16 protein-coding genes and 1 pseudogene are annotated in these 17549 nt (G+C 41.3%); 9 read left to right on the top strand and 8 right to left on the bottom strand.

Features of this window, described 5'->3' with window-relative positions; translation table 11 throughout:
• The first annotated feature begins 86 nt into the window (after positions 1-86).
• Complete coding sequence (locus F907_RS01540) at positions 87-443, top strand: YMGG-like glycine zipper-containing protein (protein WP_005278453.1); 357 nt, start codon at positions 87-89, stop codon at positions 441-443.
• 65 nt (positions 444-508) lie between these two features.
• Here the strand turns inward: F907_RS01540 and F907_RS01545 are convergent, their stop codons facing one another.
• On the bottom strand, positions 509-994 hold the full coding sequence (locus tag F907_RS01545; protein WP_005278454.1) for a DUF4442 domain-containing protein: 486 nt from the start codon (positions 992-994) through the stop codon (positions 509-511).
• Positions 995-1107: 113 nt separating this feature from the next.
• On the opposite strand from F907_RS01545, the gene F907_RS01550 reads away from it, so the two are divergent.
• The 5 genes from F907_RS01550 to htpG all read left to right on the top strand — a co-directional run bounded on the left by F907_RS01550 (position 1108) and on the right by htpG (position 7038).
• Positions 1108-1983, top strand: coding sequence for an alpha/beta fold hydrolase (locus F907_RS01550; RefSeq protein WP_016653248.1), 876 nt, complete (start codon positions 1108-1110; stop codon positions 1981-1983).
• A 121-nt stretch (positions 1984-2104) separates the two neighbouring features.
• On the top strand, positions 2105-3526 hold the full coding sequence (locus F907_RS01555) for a Na+/H+ antiporter family protein (RefSeq protein ID WP_016653247.1): 1422 nt from the start codon (positions 2105-2107) through the stop codon (positions 3524-3526).
• 406 nt (positions 3527-3932) lie between these two features.
• On the top strand, positions 3933-4517 hold the full coding sequence (locus F907_RS01560) for an OmpW/AlkL family protein (RefSeq protein WP_016653246.1): 585 nt from the start codon (positions 3933-3935) through the stop codon (positions 4515-4517).
• A 136-nt stretch (positions 4518-4653) separates the two neighbouring features.
• Positions 4654-5004 carry a lysozyme inhibitor LprI family protein gene (locus F907_RS01565; protein WP_005278467.1) on the top strand — a complete coding sequence of 117 codons (351 nt, stop codon included), beginning with the start codon at positions 4654-4656 and terminating at the stop codon, positions 5002-5004.
• 114 nt (positions 5005-5118) lie between these two features.
• A complete protein-coding gene (gene htpG / locus F907_RS01570; RefSeq protein ID WP_016653245.1) occupies positions 5119-7038 on the top strand; it encodes a molecular chaperone HtpG in 1920 nt (639 codons plus the stop codon).
• A gap of 90 nt (positions 7039-7128) precedes the next feature.
• Here htpG and F907_RS01575 read toward each other — a convergent pair whose 3' ends face one another.
• The 4 genes from F907_RS01575 to F907_RS01590 form a co-directional block, all read right to left on the bottom strand.
• Positions 7129-8025, bottom strand: coding sequence for a hypothetical protein (locus tag F907_RS01575; protein ID WP_016653244.1), 897 nt, complete (start codon positions 8023-8025; stop codon positions 7129-7131).
• A gap of 130 nt (positions 8026-8155) precedes the next feature.
• Positions 8156-9295: a hypothetical protein gene (locus F907_RS01580; protein ID WP_016653243.1), complete on the bottom strand. Its 1140-nt coding sequence runs from the start codon at positions 9293-9295 to the stop codon at positions 8156-8158.
• Between the two features lie 230 nt (positions 9296-9525).
• The gene (locus F907_RS01585) at positions 9526-10944 is read right to left on the bottom strand and encodes a hypothetical protein (protein ID WP_016653242.1); all 1419 of its coding nucleotides are present in this window, start codon (positions 10942-10944) and stop codon (positions 9526-9528) included.
• 589 nt (positions 10945-11533) lie between these two features.
• Positions 11534-12229 carry a DsbA family oxidoreductase gene (locus tag F907_RS01590; protein ID WP_005278485.1) on the bottom strand — a complete coding sequence of 232 codons (696 nt, stop codon included), beginning with the start codon at positions 12227-12229 and terminating at the stop codon, positions 11534-11536.
• Between the two features lie 177 nt (positions 12230-12406).
• Between F907_RS01590 and F907_RS01595 the strand changes: the two genes are divergently transcribed.
• Both F907_RS01595 and F907_RS01600 read left to right on the top strand, forming a co-directional pair.
• On the top strand, positions 12407-13156 hold the full coding sequence (locus F907_RS01595; RefSeq protein WP_016653241.1) for a hypothetical protein: 750 nt from the start codon (positions 12407-12409) through the stop codon (positions 13154-13156).
• A gap of 55 nt (positions 13157-13211) precedes the next feature.
• Positions 13212-15017 carry an ABC transporter ATP-binding protein gene (locus tag F907_RS01600; RefSeq protein ID WP_016653240.1) on the top strand — a complete coding sequence of 602 codons (1806 nt, stop codon included), beginning with the start codon at positions 13212-13214 and terminating at the stop codon, positions 15015-15017.
• A 42-nt stretch (positions 15018-15059) separates the two neighbouring features.
• Here F907_RS01600 and F907_RS01605 read toward each other — a convergent pair whose 3' ends face one another.
• Positions 15060-15758: a YidX family protein gene (locus tag F907_RS01605; RefSeq protein WP_016653239.1), complete on the bottom strand. Its 699-nt coding sequence runs from the start codon at positions 15756-15758 to the stop codon at positions 15060-15062.
• Positions 15759-15840: 82 nt separating this feature from the next.
• Positions 15841-16049, bottom strand: a pseudogene (locus F907_RS19330) (hypothetical protein); the annotation flags it as partial.
• 146 nt (positions 16050-16195) lie between these two features.
• Here F907_RS19330 and F907_RS01610 point away from each other — a divergent pair.
• Positions 16196-16702, top strand: a complete 507-nt coding sequence (locus F907_RS01610; RefSeq protein WP_016653238.1) for a hypothetical protein — start codon at positions 16196-16198, stop codon at positions 16700-16702.
• A gap of 63 nt (positions 16703-16765) precedes the next feature.
• Here F907_RS01610 and F907_RS0118215 read toward each other — a convergent pair whose 3' ends face one another.
• Positions 16766-17419 carry an acetyl-CoA C-acyltransferase gene (locus F907_RS0118215; RefSeq protein ID WP_373868479.1) on the bottom strand — a complete coding sequence of 218 codons (654 nt, stop codon included), beginning with the start codon at positions 17417-17419 and terminating at the stop codon, positions 16766-16768.
• Between the last annotated feature and the right edge of the window lie 130 nt (positions 17420-17549).

Here is a 17549-nt window from a genome sequence, read left to right as displayed (position 1 = left end):
GGGACATTGTGATAACACAATGTGATCAAATTCCCCATAAAAGAGGATTATGCTTTTGTGTAGAACGTATAGAAGTGAGTATGGTCATGAAAAAAACAATAGCTTTAGTTTCTACTTTGGCATTATCGGCGGTGATGTTTACAGGCTGTCAAAATATGAGTGCCTCTGATCAGCGTATTGGTACAGCAGCGCTTGGCGGTGCTGTCGGTGGTGGTTTAGGTAACCATGTTGGCGGTGGCCTTGGTGCTGGCGTTGGTGCAGCTGCGGGTGCAGGTGTAGGTGCCAATGCGAAGGGTGCGAATAGCAGCTCTACAACCAGTAGTGCGATTGGTGCTGGTATTGGTTCAGTCGTTGGTAAAGCAATTTTTGGTGGCGATTCTGGCGCTGCGATTGGTGGTGCCATTGGCGGCGGAGCTGGTGCTGCAATTCAAGAGAAGAAATAATCCTCTCTTCATATCGAATTCAAAAATGCCTGCAATCGATTGCAGGCATTTTTATTTGAGTCGCATTAGGAGCTGGCTTTCGGTTTTTTTCGGCGGATATACAGTACTTTTTCGACTTCCGCGATTCGGGTGCCTGCCTCATCTACAATATTCAGCGTATAATGACGCAGAACGGGTTCATAATTTTCTGCCAGTTGCTTAATTTCGGTAATTTCCTGAGCATTGAGTTGGATATCCGCATAAACCGTATTGCGGCCTGGAGCAATAAAATTAATCGTGGCACTTTTATCCCAGACAATATATTTATTTCCCAGATGGTGAATCAGAATCAACATATAAAAAGGATCGACCATCGAATATAAACTACCGCCAAAATGCGTTCCGACAAGATTGCGATTGCGTCTTGTAAGCGGCATCTTAACGCGAATGTGATAATCATCGAGATCAATGTTTTCAATGTTAATTCCTGCTCCACGATAAGGGGAGTAGTGATTGAGTAGAAATCTGGAAATCGCAGGAATGGTTCGAATTTTTTTGAAAAAGTCTTTCATGGTCAATTTTTTTTCTTGCAACTCTATTCATACTTCATAAGTATCATTTTTATTGCATCGCTGGCAATGGCTGTTGATGAGCAAGCCGATAGAAAACAAAATGGGAAACAATTATGCAAGCACAAGTAAAAACAGTTACGACTTCGGATCAGCAAACGCTTTGTGTGAAAACATGGGGTGATGAGAAAAAAACAGCTTTGGTTTTAGTTCATGGCTATCCAGACAATCAGGAAGTTTGGGAACCCATTATTGAGAAATTGGTCGATGATTATTATGTGGTGACCTACGATGTCCGTGGGGCGGGGCTTTCCTCAATTCCGAAACGGATTAAGGATTATCGCTTGCCACGTCTGTCTTTGGATTTACAAGAAGTGGTGGATCAAGTCCTGCCCAACCGTAATTTCCATATGGCTGCACATGACTGGGGCTCTTTACAGTCGTGGGAATCGGCAACTGAGCCAAAATTAAAAGGCCGTTTGTTGTCTTATACGACAATTTCAGGCCCTTGTTTGGATCATGCGTCTTTATATCTACGTGAAAAATTTAAATCAGCGCCGAGCAATGTATTGAAAATGCTGACTAAATCTTGGTATATCGGGGCTTTTCACCTGCCTTTGGTTGCACCAACAGTATGGACCTTCTTTAGTCCAGAGAAATGGGGCAAGATTTTAAGCGGATTGGAAAAGAAGAAAGATTTGCCATTGAATGCCAATATTGTTGCAGATGGAAAATATGGCATTAATCTGTATCGTGCCAATTTTATCCCTTCTCTAACTCAGCCTCGTCAACGTTATGCACAATGCCCTGTACAAGCGATTGTGTTACAGCGTGATGCCTTTGTCAGCCCAGAGTACATTACCGAATCGATGCCAAAATGGGTGGAGCAATTTGAATATGTTGAACTTGATGCCAATCACTGGGCCGTACTGAGCCAACCAGAAAAAATTGCTGAACTGATCCGTCAATTCGTACAACGCCAAGCAGCTTAAGGCTTTCGTAGAATAATTAAGCTAAAAATCACTTGAGATGCGCTACAATACGGCGATATTTTCAGCTTCATGATTATGAATCTGCTAGAATGTCGCCTTTTCTTTGCTCCTAAAATTGTTCATGAATGCTGTCGTAATTGCGATTGCCGTGATGTTTATTTTGTCACTGGCACGCGTTTCTGTTGTTCTCACATTAGTGATTTCAGCCATTATTGGCGGCTTGGTCGCAGGTCTAAGTCTTTCCCAAACCGTAGAAGCATTTAATGCTGGCTTAGGTGATGGCGCTGAAGTTGCCTTGGCTTATGCCGTGTTAGGCGCATTTGCCTTGGCACTTTCCAAGTCTGGTTTACCTGATTTACTGGCGCATAAACTCATTGGTTTATTGGGGATGGAAGCAGGTAAAAATCAGCAAAGAAAGGTGAAATATCTATTATTAACGATTTTGCTGATCGCTGCGATTTTCTCTCAGAACTTGATTCCTGTACATATTGCCTTTATTCCAGTCCTGGTTCCTCCTTTGCTGAAAGTGATGAACCATTTAAAGCTGGATCGACGTGCAGCAGCCTGTGTCATGACCCTTGGTTTAGTCGGAACTTATATTTTCCTGCCTGTGGGTTTTGGTGCAATTTTCCTTGAACAGATCCTGATGGGCAATATCAATAAAATTGGGGCAGCCTATGGTCTGCATGTTGAGCGAGGCATGATGCCAGTCGGGATGGCAATTCCTGTTTTAGGTATGGTGCTTGGGACGCTGGTTGCCGTGTTTATTAGTTATCGTAAACCTCGTATCTATGTAGATCGTACCATTAACACAGTCAAAACCATTGATCTGGACAAACCACTTAGAGTAACGGCACAAGAAGATTATGACCTCAAAGCGGATGCAGAAGAGCTTAAGCAAGAAGCCGAGAATGTGCCGTATATTTCCAAGAAAACCATGTTTATGGCCGTGCTTGCTATTGGTTTAACCTTGGTTGCACAGTTGTACTCAGGTTCAATGATTTTGGGTGGCCTAGTCGGTTTTGCGGTGTTGTCAGCATCTGGTATTTTTAAATGGCAAGATGCGGATGATGTGTTTGTACAAGGGATGCGCATGATGGCTCTGGTCGGTTTCATCATGATCTCTGCCGCAGGTTTTGCTTCAGTGATGACGCATACAGGCGATATTACCCATCTGGTCAATGGGGTGGTGCATATCATTGGCGACAATCATGCTTTAGCGGCATTCCTTATGCTGTTTATTGGCTTATTTGTCACCATCGGTATTGGTTCATCGTTCTCAAGTGTACCTGTACTGGCGGTGATTTACGTGCCGCTGTGCGTACAGTTTGGTTTCTCACCGTTGGCGACCATTGCTTTAATTGGAACGGCTGCGGCTCTCGGTGATGCAGGCTCACCTGCATCAGATTCGACTTTGGGGCCAACGGCTGGTTTAGGTGTAGATGGCCAACATGATCACATTTGGGATACTGTTGTGCCGACTTTTATACACTTTAATATCCCATTGCTTATTTTTGGCTGGATTGCTGCGATGGTTTTATAATAAAAATGGCTCATTAAGAGCCATTTTTTTTGCTGATATTTTCTGAATTTAAAAATCTAAAAAAGATCATTAAATGACATTTTTTGTCTCTTCTTTATTCTGTTTTTATAATATGGTTTTAATATTAAGTTTTATATGAATATATTTTTAAATCTTACTAAATTTATTTTTTAATTATGCTGATATACTATTTAAACTTGATTAAAATACTAGGTTTTATAGTGATTTAAGTGGACTTAAATGGTCGGAATTAATAAATATTACATATTTTAACAATTATATTTTATTAAGATTCAATATATTACAAAATATATTTAAAAGGTTGGAATTAATAACTATTGCATAATGTAAAAACCCGTGTTTATTATGTTGAACAAGAACATAAATTGTTAAAGAGGTTGTTTTAATGTTAAAGAAAGCATTGGTTGTTGCATTATTGGGGTTATCTTCAACTGCATTTGCAGGGGGCTTTCAAGTTAAAGTGGGTGCAAGTTTAATTGATCCAACAGGGGATACAACAATTGCACCTGGCGCAACGGTAAAAGGCGATCATGAGTTTGCATTTACACCATCGGTCGAATATTTCTTTGGTGATACACCATTTTCTGCTGAATTATTATTAGCTACTCCAATTCATCATGATGTGCTATTAAATGGTGAAAAAGTTGCAAGTGTTCGCCAATTACCACCTACCATTACAGCCAAGTATAATTTTAAAAACTCAACACGTTTCACACCTTATATCGGTGTTGGTGGTACGGCCTTCATTCCTTGGAATGAAAAGGGTGTAGCAAAAGACGTAAAAGAAGCATTCGGTTTTGCAGGTCAGCTTGGTTTTAATTTCCAGCCAGCCGATGCGAAAAACTGGGGCGTGTATGTGGATGTGCGTTATGCAGATTTAAGTCCAGAAGTTAAGCTGGTAGATGGGACTAAATTTGACTTAGACCTTAACCCGGTTGTGTATACCTTAGGTTATAGCTACAAATTCTAAGCTAAAGTACCGTTTAAAAAGCCTCACACAGTGAGGCTTTTTCATTTTTGCAATTCCAATATAAAACAGATACAGGCTCTACACAGAGAGTTTTGTATGCTGAAAAATTATCACAAATAAAAGTGAGCCATTTATAATGAAAAGATTAATAACACCGATATTGTTGTGCTTACCACTGCTACTGGTATCTCACGCGCAGGCGGCGAGTTATTCCTGCAAGGCAGCAAAACTAAAGGCTGAACAACAGATCTGTAATGATCGTGGTTTAAATGATGCTGATGTTAAATTGGCAACCACCTATCAAATTATTTTGCGTGCCCTCCCGATGGGTGGCCGTGATGCAGAAAAAGACCAGCAGTTCCAATGGTTGAAACAGCGTAACTCCTGTGGCGCCAATGCACCGTGCCTTCGTCGTGCTTATGCACAGAGACAACAGCAGCTCGATCAGCTGTTACAAACACGGGTCTTGAGCCAAGGACCGTTCTAATTGTGCTTTTTGTGCGATTTTTACCTGAAAAATAAGGATCAAGGATTGAAAAATCCAAGATATGCACCATTCATAAATCATTCCAAAGATATAAGCACAGATAAGGAGTGATTTATGAGTGAACAAGTTACCCAAAATTATAGTTTCCAAGCTGAAGTTGCTCAGTTATTACATTTAGTGACGCATTCACTGTATTCCAACCCTGAAATTTTCTTACGTGAATTGATTTCCAATGCTTCAGATGCCTGCGATAAGTTACGTTTCGAAGGCATTAATCATCCTGAATATTATGAAAATGATCCTGACTTACGCGTTCGTGTAACTCTAGATAAAGAGCATAAAACCTTAACCATTTCTGATAACGGGATTGGTCTAAGCCAGCAAGAAGCAATTGATAACTTGGGCACCATTGCAAAATCGGGAACCAAAGACTTTATGTCTAAGCTGACAGGTGACCAAAAATCAGATGCACAGTTAATCGGTCAGTTTGGTGTTGGTTTCTATTCGGGTTTTATTGTTGCCGATAAAATTACGGTGGAATCACGCCGTGCAGGTCTGGATACAGCTGAAGGTGTACGTTGGATTAGTGGTGGTACTGGCGAATTTGAAGTTCAGCAAATTGATAAAGCCACGCGTGGTACGGACATCATTCTGCATTTACGTGATGATGCACTGGATTATTTAGAATCGTGGAAAGTTAAACAAATCATCAATAAGTATTCAGACCACATCAGCTTGCCTATCGAAATGCAAAAAGAAGTATGGCAGGAGGAAGAAGTCGCTGAAGGTGAAGAGCCTAAAGGCGGTCAAATGGTCAAGACCGATGAATGGGAAGCCATTAACTCTGCCAGCGCACTTTGGACACGTAACAAGAGCGAAATCACCGATGAACAGTACATCGAGTTCTATAAAAATCTGAGCCATGATTTTGCAGAGCCTTTGGCGTGGGCACATAACCGTGTTGAGGGCAGCACCGAATATACGCAATTATTGTATATTCCAAGTCAGGCCAAACAGGATTTGTTTACCCGTGAAGCGAAGGCCGGCATTAAGCTGTACGTGAAACGTGTATTTATTTTGGATGAAGCGGATAACTTAATTCCAAACTATTTACGTTTTGTTCAAGGCGTTGTGGACAGTGCTGATCTACCGCTGAATGTAAGCCGTGAATTGTTGCAGGAAAGCCGTGATGTAAAAACCATTCGTGAAGGTAATGCACGCCGTGTATTGACTTTAATTGATGGTTTGGCCAAATCGGAAGATGAGAAAGACCAAGAAAAATTCAAAACCTTCTATACTGAATTTGGTTCAGTCTTGAAAGAAGGTCTGGGTGAAGACACAGGCAACCGTGAACGTATCCTCAAATTATTACGTTATGCGACTTCGAATAATGATGAGATTACGACTTCTTTTGCGGCCTATAAAGCACGTATGAAAGAAGGGCAGAAAGCCATCTATTATGTGACTGCAGATAGTTTAAGCGCTGCGAAAAACTCGCCACAACTTGAAGTGTTCAAGAAAAAAGGCATTGAAGTCCTGCTCATGGCAGACCGTGTGGATGAGTGGGCCATGAACTTTGTATTTGAGTTCGATGGTACGCCATTGCAGAACGTGTCTAAAGGTGCAGTCGATCTGGGTGATTTGCAAGATGCCGAAGAGAAAAAGGCTTTAGAACAAGCGGCTGAACAGTTTAAACCAGTGGTTGATCGTTTAAGTAGTTCATTAAAAGACAAAACCAAAGAAGTGCGGGTGACTACGCGTCTGGTCGATTCACCAGCATGTCTAGTCACTAGTGAAGGCGAGCTTTCTCCACAGCTGATTCGCATGCTCAAACAGGCAGGCCAAGCAGTTCCAGAAATTAAACCAACATTAGAAATTAACCCTGAGCATCCATTGGTGAAAAAACTGGAAAACTCAGCACAATTTGATGATTTGGCTAACGTGATCTTTGATCAGGCGGTGATTGCCGAAGGGGGATTACCCGAAGATCCGGCAGCTTATGTAAAACGGATTAATAGTTTGTTATTGAAATAAGCGCTTTGCTCAAAGACCTCTGCTTCGGCAGAGGTTTTTTTATGGGTATGGATAACTAGGAAGTTATCCACAGTGATGCTGATATTATCCTCAGAAGTTCGCTTCAAAGCTCATTTGATAGCTGAAATGATTGTCCTGTTTATCCGCAGGCACATTGAAATAGTTCAGATCATTTTGCATATAGAGCCAATTACGCCAAATCGGTCTTTTCCAGGAAAAATAGGGCCCCCATTGATTGACCCGAAGTTCTTTCTTTTCATAATCACCTTCACTCACAATGCCATAGCTGAGATTGTCCTTGGATAAAAAGTGAAAGTTTTGAAAGGTACGGTTGCGCCAGATATAATCCTCATCCTGTGTTTTAGACAGGTTGAACTGGGTTGAGAGTAAACTTTGTTGTTGAAATTTCTGAGTTAAATTGAAATTGGTTTCTGCATAATTCTTACTGGTGGAACCATAACGAAAGATTTGTGCCGTATCCAGATTGAGTCCTGAATGTAGGACCCATTGCTTCTTGGCAAGGAATTGCACATAAATGTCGGTGTCGGAGTTTGAACCCAAGTCGAGGTCATTGTTAAAGGGCAACCAACTTGAGATGGTACTCCAGCTGGCACTGAGAGGATTGGGACGGGTGATATTGTGGTGTGCCTTATGTTTGGTACTTTTTCCAAGCTTCTTCACGGCTTGTGGCTGTTGGGCACGGTGCGCCAATGAATCATCGCCAAACACCGCCATTAACTCCTGACTGAGTTGGATATCATGGTCTGGATCAGACGTTATTTCAGTTGGCGTATCACAAATCAATGGATGGGTGTGAATAAACTGTTTGGGAGCGTGCCAAGCCTGTTGATGTAACAACGAAACGGGCAGGCGTGTGACATGCCTGCTCAATGGAAATAGCATTGGAAATAGGGGTGTCATTAAATAACCGAGACTGAGATTGCCTGCAATCAAAACAAACACCACCAAAGCGTATCGTTGATACATGTTATGGTGAAGAAAAATAAAGAAAACAAGCATAGCAGCTTAAGCTTAACCATTTATTGACACGGTCAATATTTTTAAAAGACCCAATCGTACTTTCCACTGGGCCTTAGTTAAGCTTGTTGATTAAACACTAGAATAAGGTTTCGAGCCGTACAAAGGTACTGACATAATGACTGCGGTCCTCACGGTGATCATTAAAATAATTGAGGTCGCCTTGGACATAGAACCATTCACGCCATAACGGTTGTCGCCAAGATACAAACGGCCCCCAACTATTCAGGCGTAACTCGTTTTTATTGTAGTAGCCGCCAGTGTAGAGACCATAATTAAATGTGTTATGTGCAAAGAACTGATGTTGGCGGAAGAGACGGTTATCCCACCATAGATCATCATCCTGTTTGTCTGCATAGGTTAAGCTGAACTGGTTGGATAAAAACGGCTGATTCGGGCGAGCGTGAATCAACTCTAGATTGGTTCTTAAATAGTTTTCACTTCGACTGCCATAACGATAAATCTGCTCGGCATTAAAGCGAAAATCATTGCGTAAATCCCAGTGTTTTTCTGCTCTTAAACGTAAGTAAATATCGCTGCCTGAACGGATACCAATATCAGCATCGGTTTCAAAGGGAAGTTTTTTCGAGAAATTAGACCAACGTAAGGCCAATGAACCATTGCTGTCCCGAGTTTGTTTGGAGTCAAATTTTTTACCTGGATCTTGGTTCGGCTGATTATTGGTATTGGCGACATTGTTTTTAAACTCATCATCAAGCGAGTCATCACCAAATACCACACTGACTTTTTTCTCTAAAGTCGGTAATTTAATCTTGCCTCGAATACGAGGTTTAATTTCATAGTTATCATATTGGTTCCAATAATTGTCCAACATGACGCGGATCGTGGCTGAGGCCGGATTTTCGGGGTCTACATCACCAAACCAATCATCAATCTTGACCGAGGTACGGTCTGCCCATTCACGGATATGGCGTTGTTTTTTGTCAAACCAGGTCTTGTCTTCAGTTTCAGCTGTTGGAGGAACCGTAGATTGGTCTGATTGCTCTGGAAATATCGTTGGTGTAGCGTCAACCCAGCGCGGGATATAGTCCAATGCATTCTCTGAACCATGTGCTAAGGTTGAGCGTGTCGTATGATTAGATTGCTGTTTTTGTTCTTCAGGGGGCGTTTCTGCATTTGCTACACTTAAAGATCCGATCGATAGTGTCAGCAAAGCAAAAAAGATACGCGATGGTACTATTTGCTGTAAATTATTCATAATTAAGGCTTATCTATTGTTCTTAGATTAACTTTTGATGATTAGCTTAATAAAATCAAGTATTAGACACAAAAAACAGCAATTTACTCCTACAAAATGCGAGAAATCATAAGCATTTAGCGTAATACACAGTGGTAAACATCATTCGGCTTACCGAGGCTATCTGCTCATCCTTGAGCCAGACTTTAATAATGAATATTAGAGCGTTGCTGTGATGCTGCATGCTCTATTTAAGGCGATTTTTCGACCGTACTATTTTCGAGAGCCTGATAAAGGTCATGGACAGAAATCGGTTGCGGCAAATGGCTGATGACTTGCCGAATCAGTTGCCAGGTATAACCATCAGCACGGTCTAACAGTAAATAGGGATAGGCTTGATCCTCGTTAGAGAGCTTGACCCGTTCTAGGCCATGAATCACGCGGATTTTTTGACGTTCTCTGAGCAAAATCACAGGCGTGAAAAAGGTTGCAGCAGTTTCCTCAAAAGGTATAAATTTTTGTGTATTGATAAATGAGGCGGGAATATAGGGATACACGCGTTGATCACGCTGCCAAACCAAAGTGCCATTCATGATGCATTCATTAAATAAGCTTTCATGCTGGTGATAGTGTTGTTTAAAGTTATTCCAGCTGGTTTGGTGAATTGAACTGGTTCGGGTGTGACGTTGATCAGTATAGGCCTGTAAAATAGTGGTTGCATATTCAACACTATGCGTGCCGACCAACACCACATAATGGGAAAATTGGCCTTGTGCATAGAGCTGCTCAGCAATAAAAATTTGCGCTGAGCCCCAAAGTGGCTGTGCTTCGTTTTCAGCTTTGAGATAGAGCCAGTCGATTTTAATATTTTGATCAATCTCGTTATGCAGATCGACCCGATACAGTGACGGGAAGGTGCGTGCATCTACGCGTTCCAATCGACACGGTAAGCCATCCAGACTGAAATCATTTAGAGCCAGTGGCTGGGCCTTATTCAGGTTGGCTGAAGCAAGGGTGCCTGGCCTAAAACCGGGTTTTACACGCGGTGTTGTCTGCATCGATGGGCTTACAGCAGCAGGCTGAATTTTTTCTTGAATAATTGCATCTAGCTGTGACTGAAAGTTTGCACTTTGCTGTTTAATCAGGGAGAGGCTGTCTTGATTTAAATTTTCAATCTCTTCAGCTGGAGTGGCCTCTAAAACAGGAATCAGATTTTGCAATTCATGGTCAGTTTTCACGTATTCACTGGCATGTTTTCGTAGCCATTGCAGGGCATCTTGTGACTTGCTTAACCAAGGGCTTTTCAGGAAGGACAAGGCAGGGCGAATGACCCAGACTTGCCAGTGCTGTCCTTGACGTAATGCAGCCCAGCCCATATCTGCTGAGGCAAACAAGGCATTTTCTACACGACCCATAAAATTATAGGTACCACGATAGGTCATGGCATAGCCATATTCAGCCAAGTCGTCAGCCGAAAACTCTTCATTGAGAATAAACTCTTTAAATGGGCTGAGTTGATCCTGAAAGGTTGGATCGTCGCAAGATGCGCAGATATCTTTGATACGTTGTTTTGATTTGGCAATTTCAAAAAGTGATGTTTTATCATCATTCAACCCGTCGACGAGGGTTTTGAGCTCATCAACCAAGAGTGCTTTCTCTAATACGTCCATCGATTGTTTCCTTAGAGATAGGCTTGAGCCTGTTTTAAATCATAAATACGGAAAAGTGACAGTAATCTGAATCGTTTGTAATCAATTATAGTGGGCAAAGTTTGCTGTTTTACAGGTGTGACAACGGCTGTAATCCATCGATCTCTCTGTTTGGTGATCAGCACATCAAGCATTTAAAGCTTGTATTTTCATCACAAAAGATTGTCACTTTATGACGATTATAGAAGAAAAAGAGACAAAATCTATAGCGGTCAAGTTCGTTAAAATTCTCATTTTTATATGCTAAATCGAGATATTCATCATGGTTTGTCTTTGAAAATAAAAACATTTTAAAATAATGAATCGGATTGGCAGATCATAAGTTCAAAAGTTATCTATAAATTTTTGGGTGAGTTGTGATCACTTTCACATATCTATTGGTGAAAAGCTCAGCAAATAAAAATCGACTTTGTGGGAAATCTTGATAACAGCCGATAGACGGTGTTTTTTAAAAGATAAACGACTGAAAGAAAAAGAAATCTTAGACTGTAGGTATTAAAAAACCGCTTCGAGATGTACATGGAAGCGGTTTTTTGTGATCAATGCGAAATTAAGGTTTAATTTCGCATTGATCATCGTTGCATTGGGCTGCATCTGTTTGCTCAATCTCTTCTGGAGAAGCGGATTGTGCCTGCTGTAATGCTTGCAAGAAAATCTCGCGGGGTTGTGCACCAGAAAGTGCTAGTTTTTGATCAAAGACAAAGAAAGGAACCCCAGTGACTTTTAGTTGTTCATGGGCGATTTGTTCATCATGGCGTACAAAATCTGCCAGTTCATCCGAATCCAGTACATACTCAACTTCAGCATTGTCTAAGCCAATACGTGAGGCAATTTCTTCAACGACTTCACGTTCACCAATCGCGAGTCCTTCAGTCATATAGGCATGGAAGAAGGCTTCTTCCGCTTCATTGCCTAAGCCTTTGCTTTGTGCAAGATGAATAATACGGTGTGCATTAAAACTATTACCTGAATTGGCTTTCTGCCACTGGAAATCGATGCCTTCGGCGGCTGCCATGGCTGCAACATTACGCTCCATTTCTTCCATCTCGGCATAACTACGACCGTATTTCTGCGCTAAACGTTCAGTGTTTGAAGTTTCATGTTTTGCTGGCGCATTGGGATCTAACTCAAAACTATGCCAGTGAATATCCAGCTCAATACCAGCTTCTTCAGCAACATGTTCAAGGCGTTTTTTACCGATATAACAAAATGGACAGACCACATCTGACCAAATATCTACACGCATAGCAGCTCTCTTCAATTTTACTTAATCAGATAATAGGGGCGAAGCTCATGAATTTAAAGCGATGAATATGTAATGCTCCGTTACGAGAAATGAAATAAAAAGGGCTATAACTGCATGTGTTTTATGGATTAAACTGGCTAAACAACATAAAAAAATATAATGAAACTTGGAGGCTATATGCGCCGTTTTTTAATTTTTCTTACAATAGTCGTGCTTGGTATCGGTTCATTTTTCTTTTATCAACATACCCTAAAACAACGTGCCATCAATAATCAGCAGATGTTTGAGGTGGTAATGTCCGAGAAAATGCGCGAACTTTATGATCAGGCGCAAGACTGGTCAACGCCTGTACAACTGGATATCCATGATCAGCGTTTATCTGGCGATTATAAATTGATGTCTGAGTTTCTGCTGAACTATTGGATGCAGAATGTAGAAGCGCGTAATCGTTATTTACGTGAACTGAAAGCCGCCAATTGGGATACTTTTTTAGATGTTGAACGCTTAGACCAAGACCGCAAACAGGGCTATAAAGACACTGAGCAAATGTTTGTGGCGGTGCGTAAAGCATCTGCTGAATATGAACAAGCACGACAACAGATTCAGATGCATTCAATGCAGCAGGCAAAAAGTTTGGCGATTCACAATGAAATGAGAGCCTCACTGCAAGCCAAACTGGAGCATAACCTGAAGGCAGACAAAGCCCATGATATTTTCCCGATTGAACAGCAGATTATGGAAAAAGCACAGGCCATGTTTGATATGTTGAAGCAATATCAGTGGCAGAGAAAAGATAAAACCATTTTGTTCCGAGAGACCGCTCAAGTGAAAAAATTCAATGCGCTCTATCAAGATGTGTTAAAGCTGAATGCCAAGATGGAGAAAATTAAACAAAATAATGCTGAGGTATTAGAAGAAGAATTGTAATACCGATCGACTAAGTCCACAGAGTGCGCTCAGAACACAGGTAGAAGACCCAAATATGAACTTATGGCAGTTGTTTCTTAAAGTAAGACCTTTTGTGTTGCCTTATAAGTGGCTGGTTGCAGTAACGTTGGTGTTGACCCTGATCGGCGCCTTAACGGCACAGGTCAATGCGCTGACCTTGCAATATGCGGTGGATCAGATCAATGCTGTGGTTGAGTCTGGACAGGGTTTGACTGCTGGATTGCATATTTTGATCACTATCAGCGTGATTTTACTGAGTAAAGAAGTGCTGAATATTTTTATCCAGTTCGGACAAAAGTTTTTTGGCGAGAAATTACGGATTTTGATTTCACAAGATGTGGCACAGTCGATCATTGTGAAGTTTCTACAATATCGTCTGGCCTTCTTTACCCAAGATGACAATCAGGCAGGGAAATTACAAACCCGGATTGATCGCGGCATAGGTTCGATTACTCGATTGGTGCAAATCTTCTTTATTGATATTTTTCCTTTGTTTAGTAGTGCCATTATTGCCCTGTGTCTGATGTTCTATGCCAACTTCTGGATCGGCTTGGTGGCTTTGAGTATTGTGCCGATTTATTTCTGGATTACCTTTAAACAGGCACAGAAACTCAGTGGTACACGCCGTAATTTACGTGATGGTCGAGAACGTAAAAGTCAGGGGACTTTAAGTATCATTCAGTCGATTACGGTGATTAAGTCATTTAACCGAGAGCAGATTGAAGCTGAAAAACAACTGACCTTACAAAAACAGCTGACTGATGATCAGATGCGGACTCGTCAGCTGAGTTTTCTGTTTGATGGACTCAAAACTTTTATTGAACAGATTGGCGTGGTGTTTATTATCATTCTAACGGCCTATTTTGTTCTGGTCGGTGATATGAGCATTGGCATGATCATGTTTCATATCTTGCTCTTTAATAATGTTTCCGCCCCGATTCGCTCTCTGCATCGAATCTATGATGAAGTCAATGATGCAATGATTTATGCGGAAAGCTTTTTTAAGATTCTTGAAGCGGATGATGAAATAGAAACTTCTGGCCAGCTTAAACCACAGCCATTGACAGGCAAGTTTGAATTAAAGCAGCTTAATTTTTTCTATCCCAATGGTTTTCATGCATTGAAAGATATTAACCTGACCATTCAGCCGAATAAGATCACAGCATTGGTAGGTTTATCTGGCGCAGGTAAATCGACGTTGATTAGCCTACTGGATAAATTCTATTTACCGCAGTCCGGAGAAATTCTACTAAATGGAACGTCATTAACAGAGATTGATACTCAATATTTGCGTGATCATATTGGCCTCGTCCTACAAAAAAATCATATTTTTCAGGGCACGATTGAGGAAAATATCCGTTATGGCAAAATGAATGCCACACAGGATGAGATTATCCTTGCTGCGAAAAAAGCTTCGATTCACGAGCAGATTCTTAAACTACCGCAGGCCTATCAATCTGATGCCTTATTGCTCTCAGGTGGGCAACAACAGCGTATTGCGATTGCCCGCATGTTCCTGAAAAATCCGCCGATTATTTTTCTGGATGAGCCTACGGCCAGTCTGGATGCGATTGCCACTGAACAGATCAAGCATAGTCTGGATGAAATTAAGCAGGGGCGGACGGTGATTATTATTTCACATAGCCTGTCACAGATTATTGATGCCGATTATACCTATGTGATGCAGGATGGCAGGATTGTGGAACATGGCGAGCATCATCAGCTGTATCAGCAACAAGGCGTCTATAAGGATATCTTTGATGCGATGGCCAAAAGTTTAAATATCGAAAAGATTTCCAAGACCTTTGAAGGCGATGATGAAGAGGAAACCCATAGTTAGCTACTCTTCATCATGCGATTTGAAATGGTTCTTAGTCCAGAATTAATCAAAAATCTTGTCTGCGGCTTGGAAGGGTAGACTTACCACATCAATCGCAACTGCAAACGGTAACAGCACCAGTTTTTCTAGCGGATTTAACCCTGATTTGGAGCGATAGCGTTCTTCTTTCTGGGTATAAATGGTGACTTGATAGGGCTTGCTTAATGCTTTTAAGGCGCTGAGATTATTGGCGGCAGGGTAGACGACACCTGCCAATTTAATCTCAAAACAGAAGCGTTGCGCTCGCATCCGTTCATCACTTGAAGATGAACATTCTTTGGCGCCATTCTCAATAAAGAATTCTAGATCTTTCTTGCTTAGATCTTCTTTGAGTTTCACATAAGAAAGCGGCAAAGTACCTGAAAAATGACCATCATTTTTTTCTGAATAGAAATTGAGATCGCGGGTGATTTGAATATTTTTAGGATCTAGTTTGCCAATCAAGGTCACAAACTGAGTACCCCCTTGGGTGAGGATATAACTGTTCTTTTGCCCAGCAATCACAATACTGTCTTTGGGTAAATTTGTCACTATTTGAGCTGGTCGACCAAAAGCAATCACATTGTCTTCAATCAAAGTGACTTTCTCTGTCCGCGTATAGGTCCGATTGTCTTTCTTGATCAGGGTCGAGGTGGCGCAGCCTGTAGAAAGTACGGCGATCGTGGCTAATGCAATTACGGTTTTTGTTTGTGATGTCAACATCCGTGTATTCCTTATATTTTAACGCTTATATCTGTGTATTGGATTTAACTTTATCATCATTTTAGGGTGAGGGTTGATTCTGTTAAGGTTGATAAATAACACCCAGAACTTTAGAAGGCAATACCATTGCATCAGGGGTTAAAGAAAGGGAAGCAGCGGTGAATGAGCCAGTTTTTCTTTAGTGGATCACTCAACTTTGCCACTTCTATTGTGAAGATATTGAATCTTCACCCGATATGGCTTGGAGAGTGGCTGTAGTGATTTAAGATGACTCACAGCAGGATAAACAATATCTTCATGGCTGAGTCCAGATTTGGATGATATTTACCGTTTATCCGACCTCTACTGAATCAAAGCTGAGTTTGCTGTAGCCTATTCATAGATGCTTTTATTTAACTCATGATTTTCTTATGGATGAGGGATGTTTGGAGCAAACAATGAATTTTCTAAAACGATCCATCCTGATGGCTGTATTGGCTTTTATGGGCTTGCCAGCAGTTCAAGCCAATGATGCAGTGACCTCATTACCGACCATTCGGGTCATGGCTGAATCTGAATTACGTGAAGAAGTGGGATTTGTTCCCTTTCAAGAAGACAAGCAGGTTCGTCAGGCATTGCAGCATTATGTTTATAAGCTCAATAATGATATGCAGAATGCGGGCGTGAGTGAAAGTCCACTGATCGTCAATTATCAGCCGGTGGTAGCGCAGCCAGATCTGAACCAGTATTCTCCGATTTTGCAGCAATATATCTTGGCAGTTGCTTCAGGTTTACAGTCGTCTGACCCAACCAATGGTATTTTCAAAATGCTGGAACCTTTGAATATTAACCGCAATAATATTGATGGGATTCGTAATGGCACGATTAAGTTGAATACCGATGATATTTTGCGATTACAACAGCAAATTCAAGATGGGCTAAGAGGCTTTAAACAGCCTTATTAAATTAGCTGATTGAATAAATAAAAATCCCCGCAAAGTGCGGGGATTTTTCTATCTTAGTGTCGATTAAACACGTTCGATAATGGTCGCGATACCTTGACCAAGACCGATACACATGGTCGCAAGACCGATTTGTGTATCTTGTTGTTCCATCACATTCAACAAGGTTGTTGTGATACGAGCACCTGAACAGCCCAATGGGTGACCCAATGCAATCGCACCACCATTCAAGTTGATGATGTCTTGCTTGTCATAAACGCCTAAGCCTTTCATCACTGATAAGCCTTGAGCAGCAAATGCTTCGTTTAACTCGATGGTTTGGATATCCGCCATGGTTAAACCCGCACGTTTCAGCGCTTTTTGAGTTGCAGGTACTGGACCATAACCCATGATCGCAGCATCACAACCTGCAATCGCCATTGAACGAATCACGGCACGTGGTTTTAAACCCAGTGCTTGAGCACGTTCAGCAGACATCAATAACATTGCAGATGCGCCGTCCGAAAGAGCAGACGAAGTCGCTGCTGTCACTGAACCACCTTTAGGGTCAAACACTGGTTTCAATGCTTTGAATGCTTCAAGGTTGGCATCAGCACGAATCACTTCGTCGATGTCGCAAAGGATTTTGAAGCCATTGGCATCAAGGAGAATATAGTCATCAATATCAGTTTTATCATAATCTTGAGATTCAATAATCTTACCGATATCACTGATTCCCATTAAATCGGCTGCCATATTTTTAAATATTGTTAGAACCTTATTATTTGTTGGAATAGCGATCATAATTTGCCGTGTATTGTTCTATCTAGATTAAGGCTTGGAGTTGTAATGATATTTTTTTCTTAATAAT

It is taken from the genome of Acinetobacter colistiniresistens, from assembly GCF_000413935.1.
Taxonomy (GTDB): domain Bacteria; phylum Pseudomonadota; class Gammaproteobacteria; order Pseudomonadales; family Moraxellaceae; genus Acinetobacter; species Acinetobacter colistiniresistens.
This window is presented reverse-complemented; position numbering and strand designations above follow the sequence as displayed.

Bases quoted from the DNA above. Each gene is read 5' to 3' on its own strand.
- F907_RS01540 (WP_005278453.1), top strand. From the start codon at position 87: ATGAAAAAAACAATAGCTTTAGTTTCTACTTTGGCATTATCGGCGGTG.
- F907_RS01545 (WP_005278454.1), bottom strand. From the start codon at position 994: ATGAAAGACTTTTTCAAAAAAATTCGAACCATTCCTGCGATTTCCAGA.
- F907_RS01550 (WP_016653248.1), top strand. From the start codon at position 1,108: ATGCAAGCACAAGTAAAAACAGTTACGACTTCGGATCAGCAAACGCTT.
- F907_RS01555 (WP_016653247.1), top strand. From the start codon at position 2,105: ATGAATGCTGTCGTAATTGCGATTGCCGTGATGTTTATTTTGTCACTG.
- F907_RS01560 (WP_016653246.1), top strand. From the start codon at position 3,933: ATGTTAAAGAAAGCATTGGTTGTTGCATTATTGGGGTTATCTTCAACT.
- F907_RS01565 (WP_005278467.1), top strand. From the start codon at position 4,654: ATGAAAAGATTAATAACACCGATATTGTTGTGCTTACCACTGCTACTG.
- htpG (WP_016653245.1), top strand. From the start codon at position 5,119: ATGAGTGAACAAGTTACCCAAAATTATAGTTTCCAAGCTGAAGTTGCT.
- F907_RS01575 (WP_016653244.1), bottom strand. From the start codon at position 8,025: ATGTATCAACGATACGCTTTGGTGGTGTTTGTTTTGATTGCAGGCAAT.
- F907_RS01580 (WP_016653243.1), bottom strand. From the start codon at position 9,295: ATGAATAATTTACAGCAAATAGTACCATCGCGTATCTTTTTTGCTTTG.
- F907_RS01585 (WP_016653242.1), bottom strand. From the start codon at position 10,944: ATGGACGTATTAGAGAAAGCACTCTTGGTTGATGAGCTCAAAACCCTC.
- F907_RS01590 (WP_005278485.1), bottom strand. From the start codon at position 12,229: ATGCGTGTAGATATTTGGTCAGATGTGGTCTGTCCATTTTGTTATATC.
- F907_RS01595 (WP_016653241.1), top strand. From the start codon at position 12,407: ATGCGCCGTTTTTTAATTTTTCTTACAATAGTCGTGCTTGGTATCGGT.
- F907_RS01600 (WP_016653240.1), top strand. From the start codon at position 13,212: ATGAACTTATGGCAGTTGTTTCTTAAAGTAAGACCTTTTGTGTTGCCT.
- F907_RS01605 (WP_016653239.1), bottom strand. From the start codon at position 15,758: ATGTTGACATCACAAACAAAAACCGTAATTGCATTAGCCACGATCGCC.
- F907_RS01610 (WP_016653238.1), top strand. From the start codon at position 16,196: ATGAATTTTCTAAAACGATCCATCCTGATGGCTGTATTGGCTTTTATG.
- F907_RS0118215 (WP_373868479.1), bottom strand. From the start codon at position 17,419: ATGGGAATCAGTGATATCGGTAAGATTATTGAATCTCAAGATTATGAT.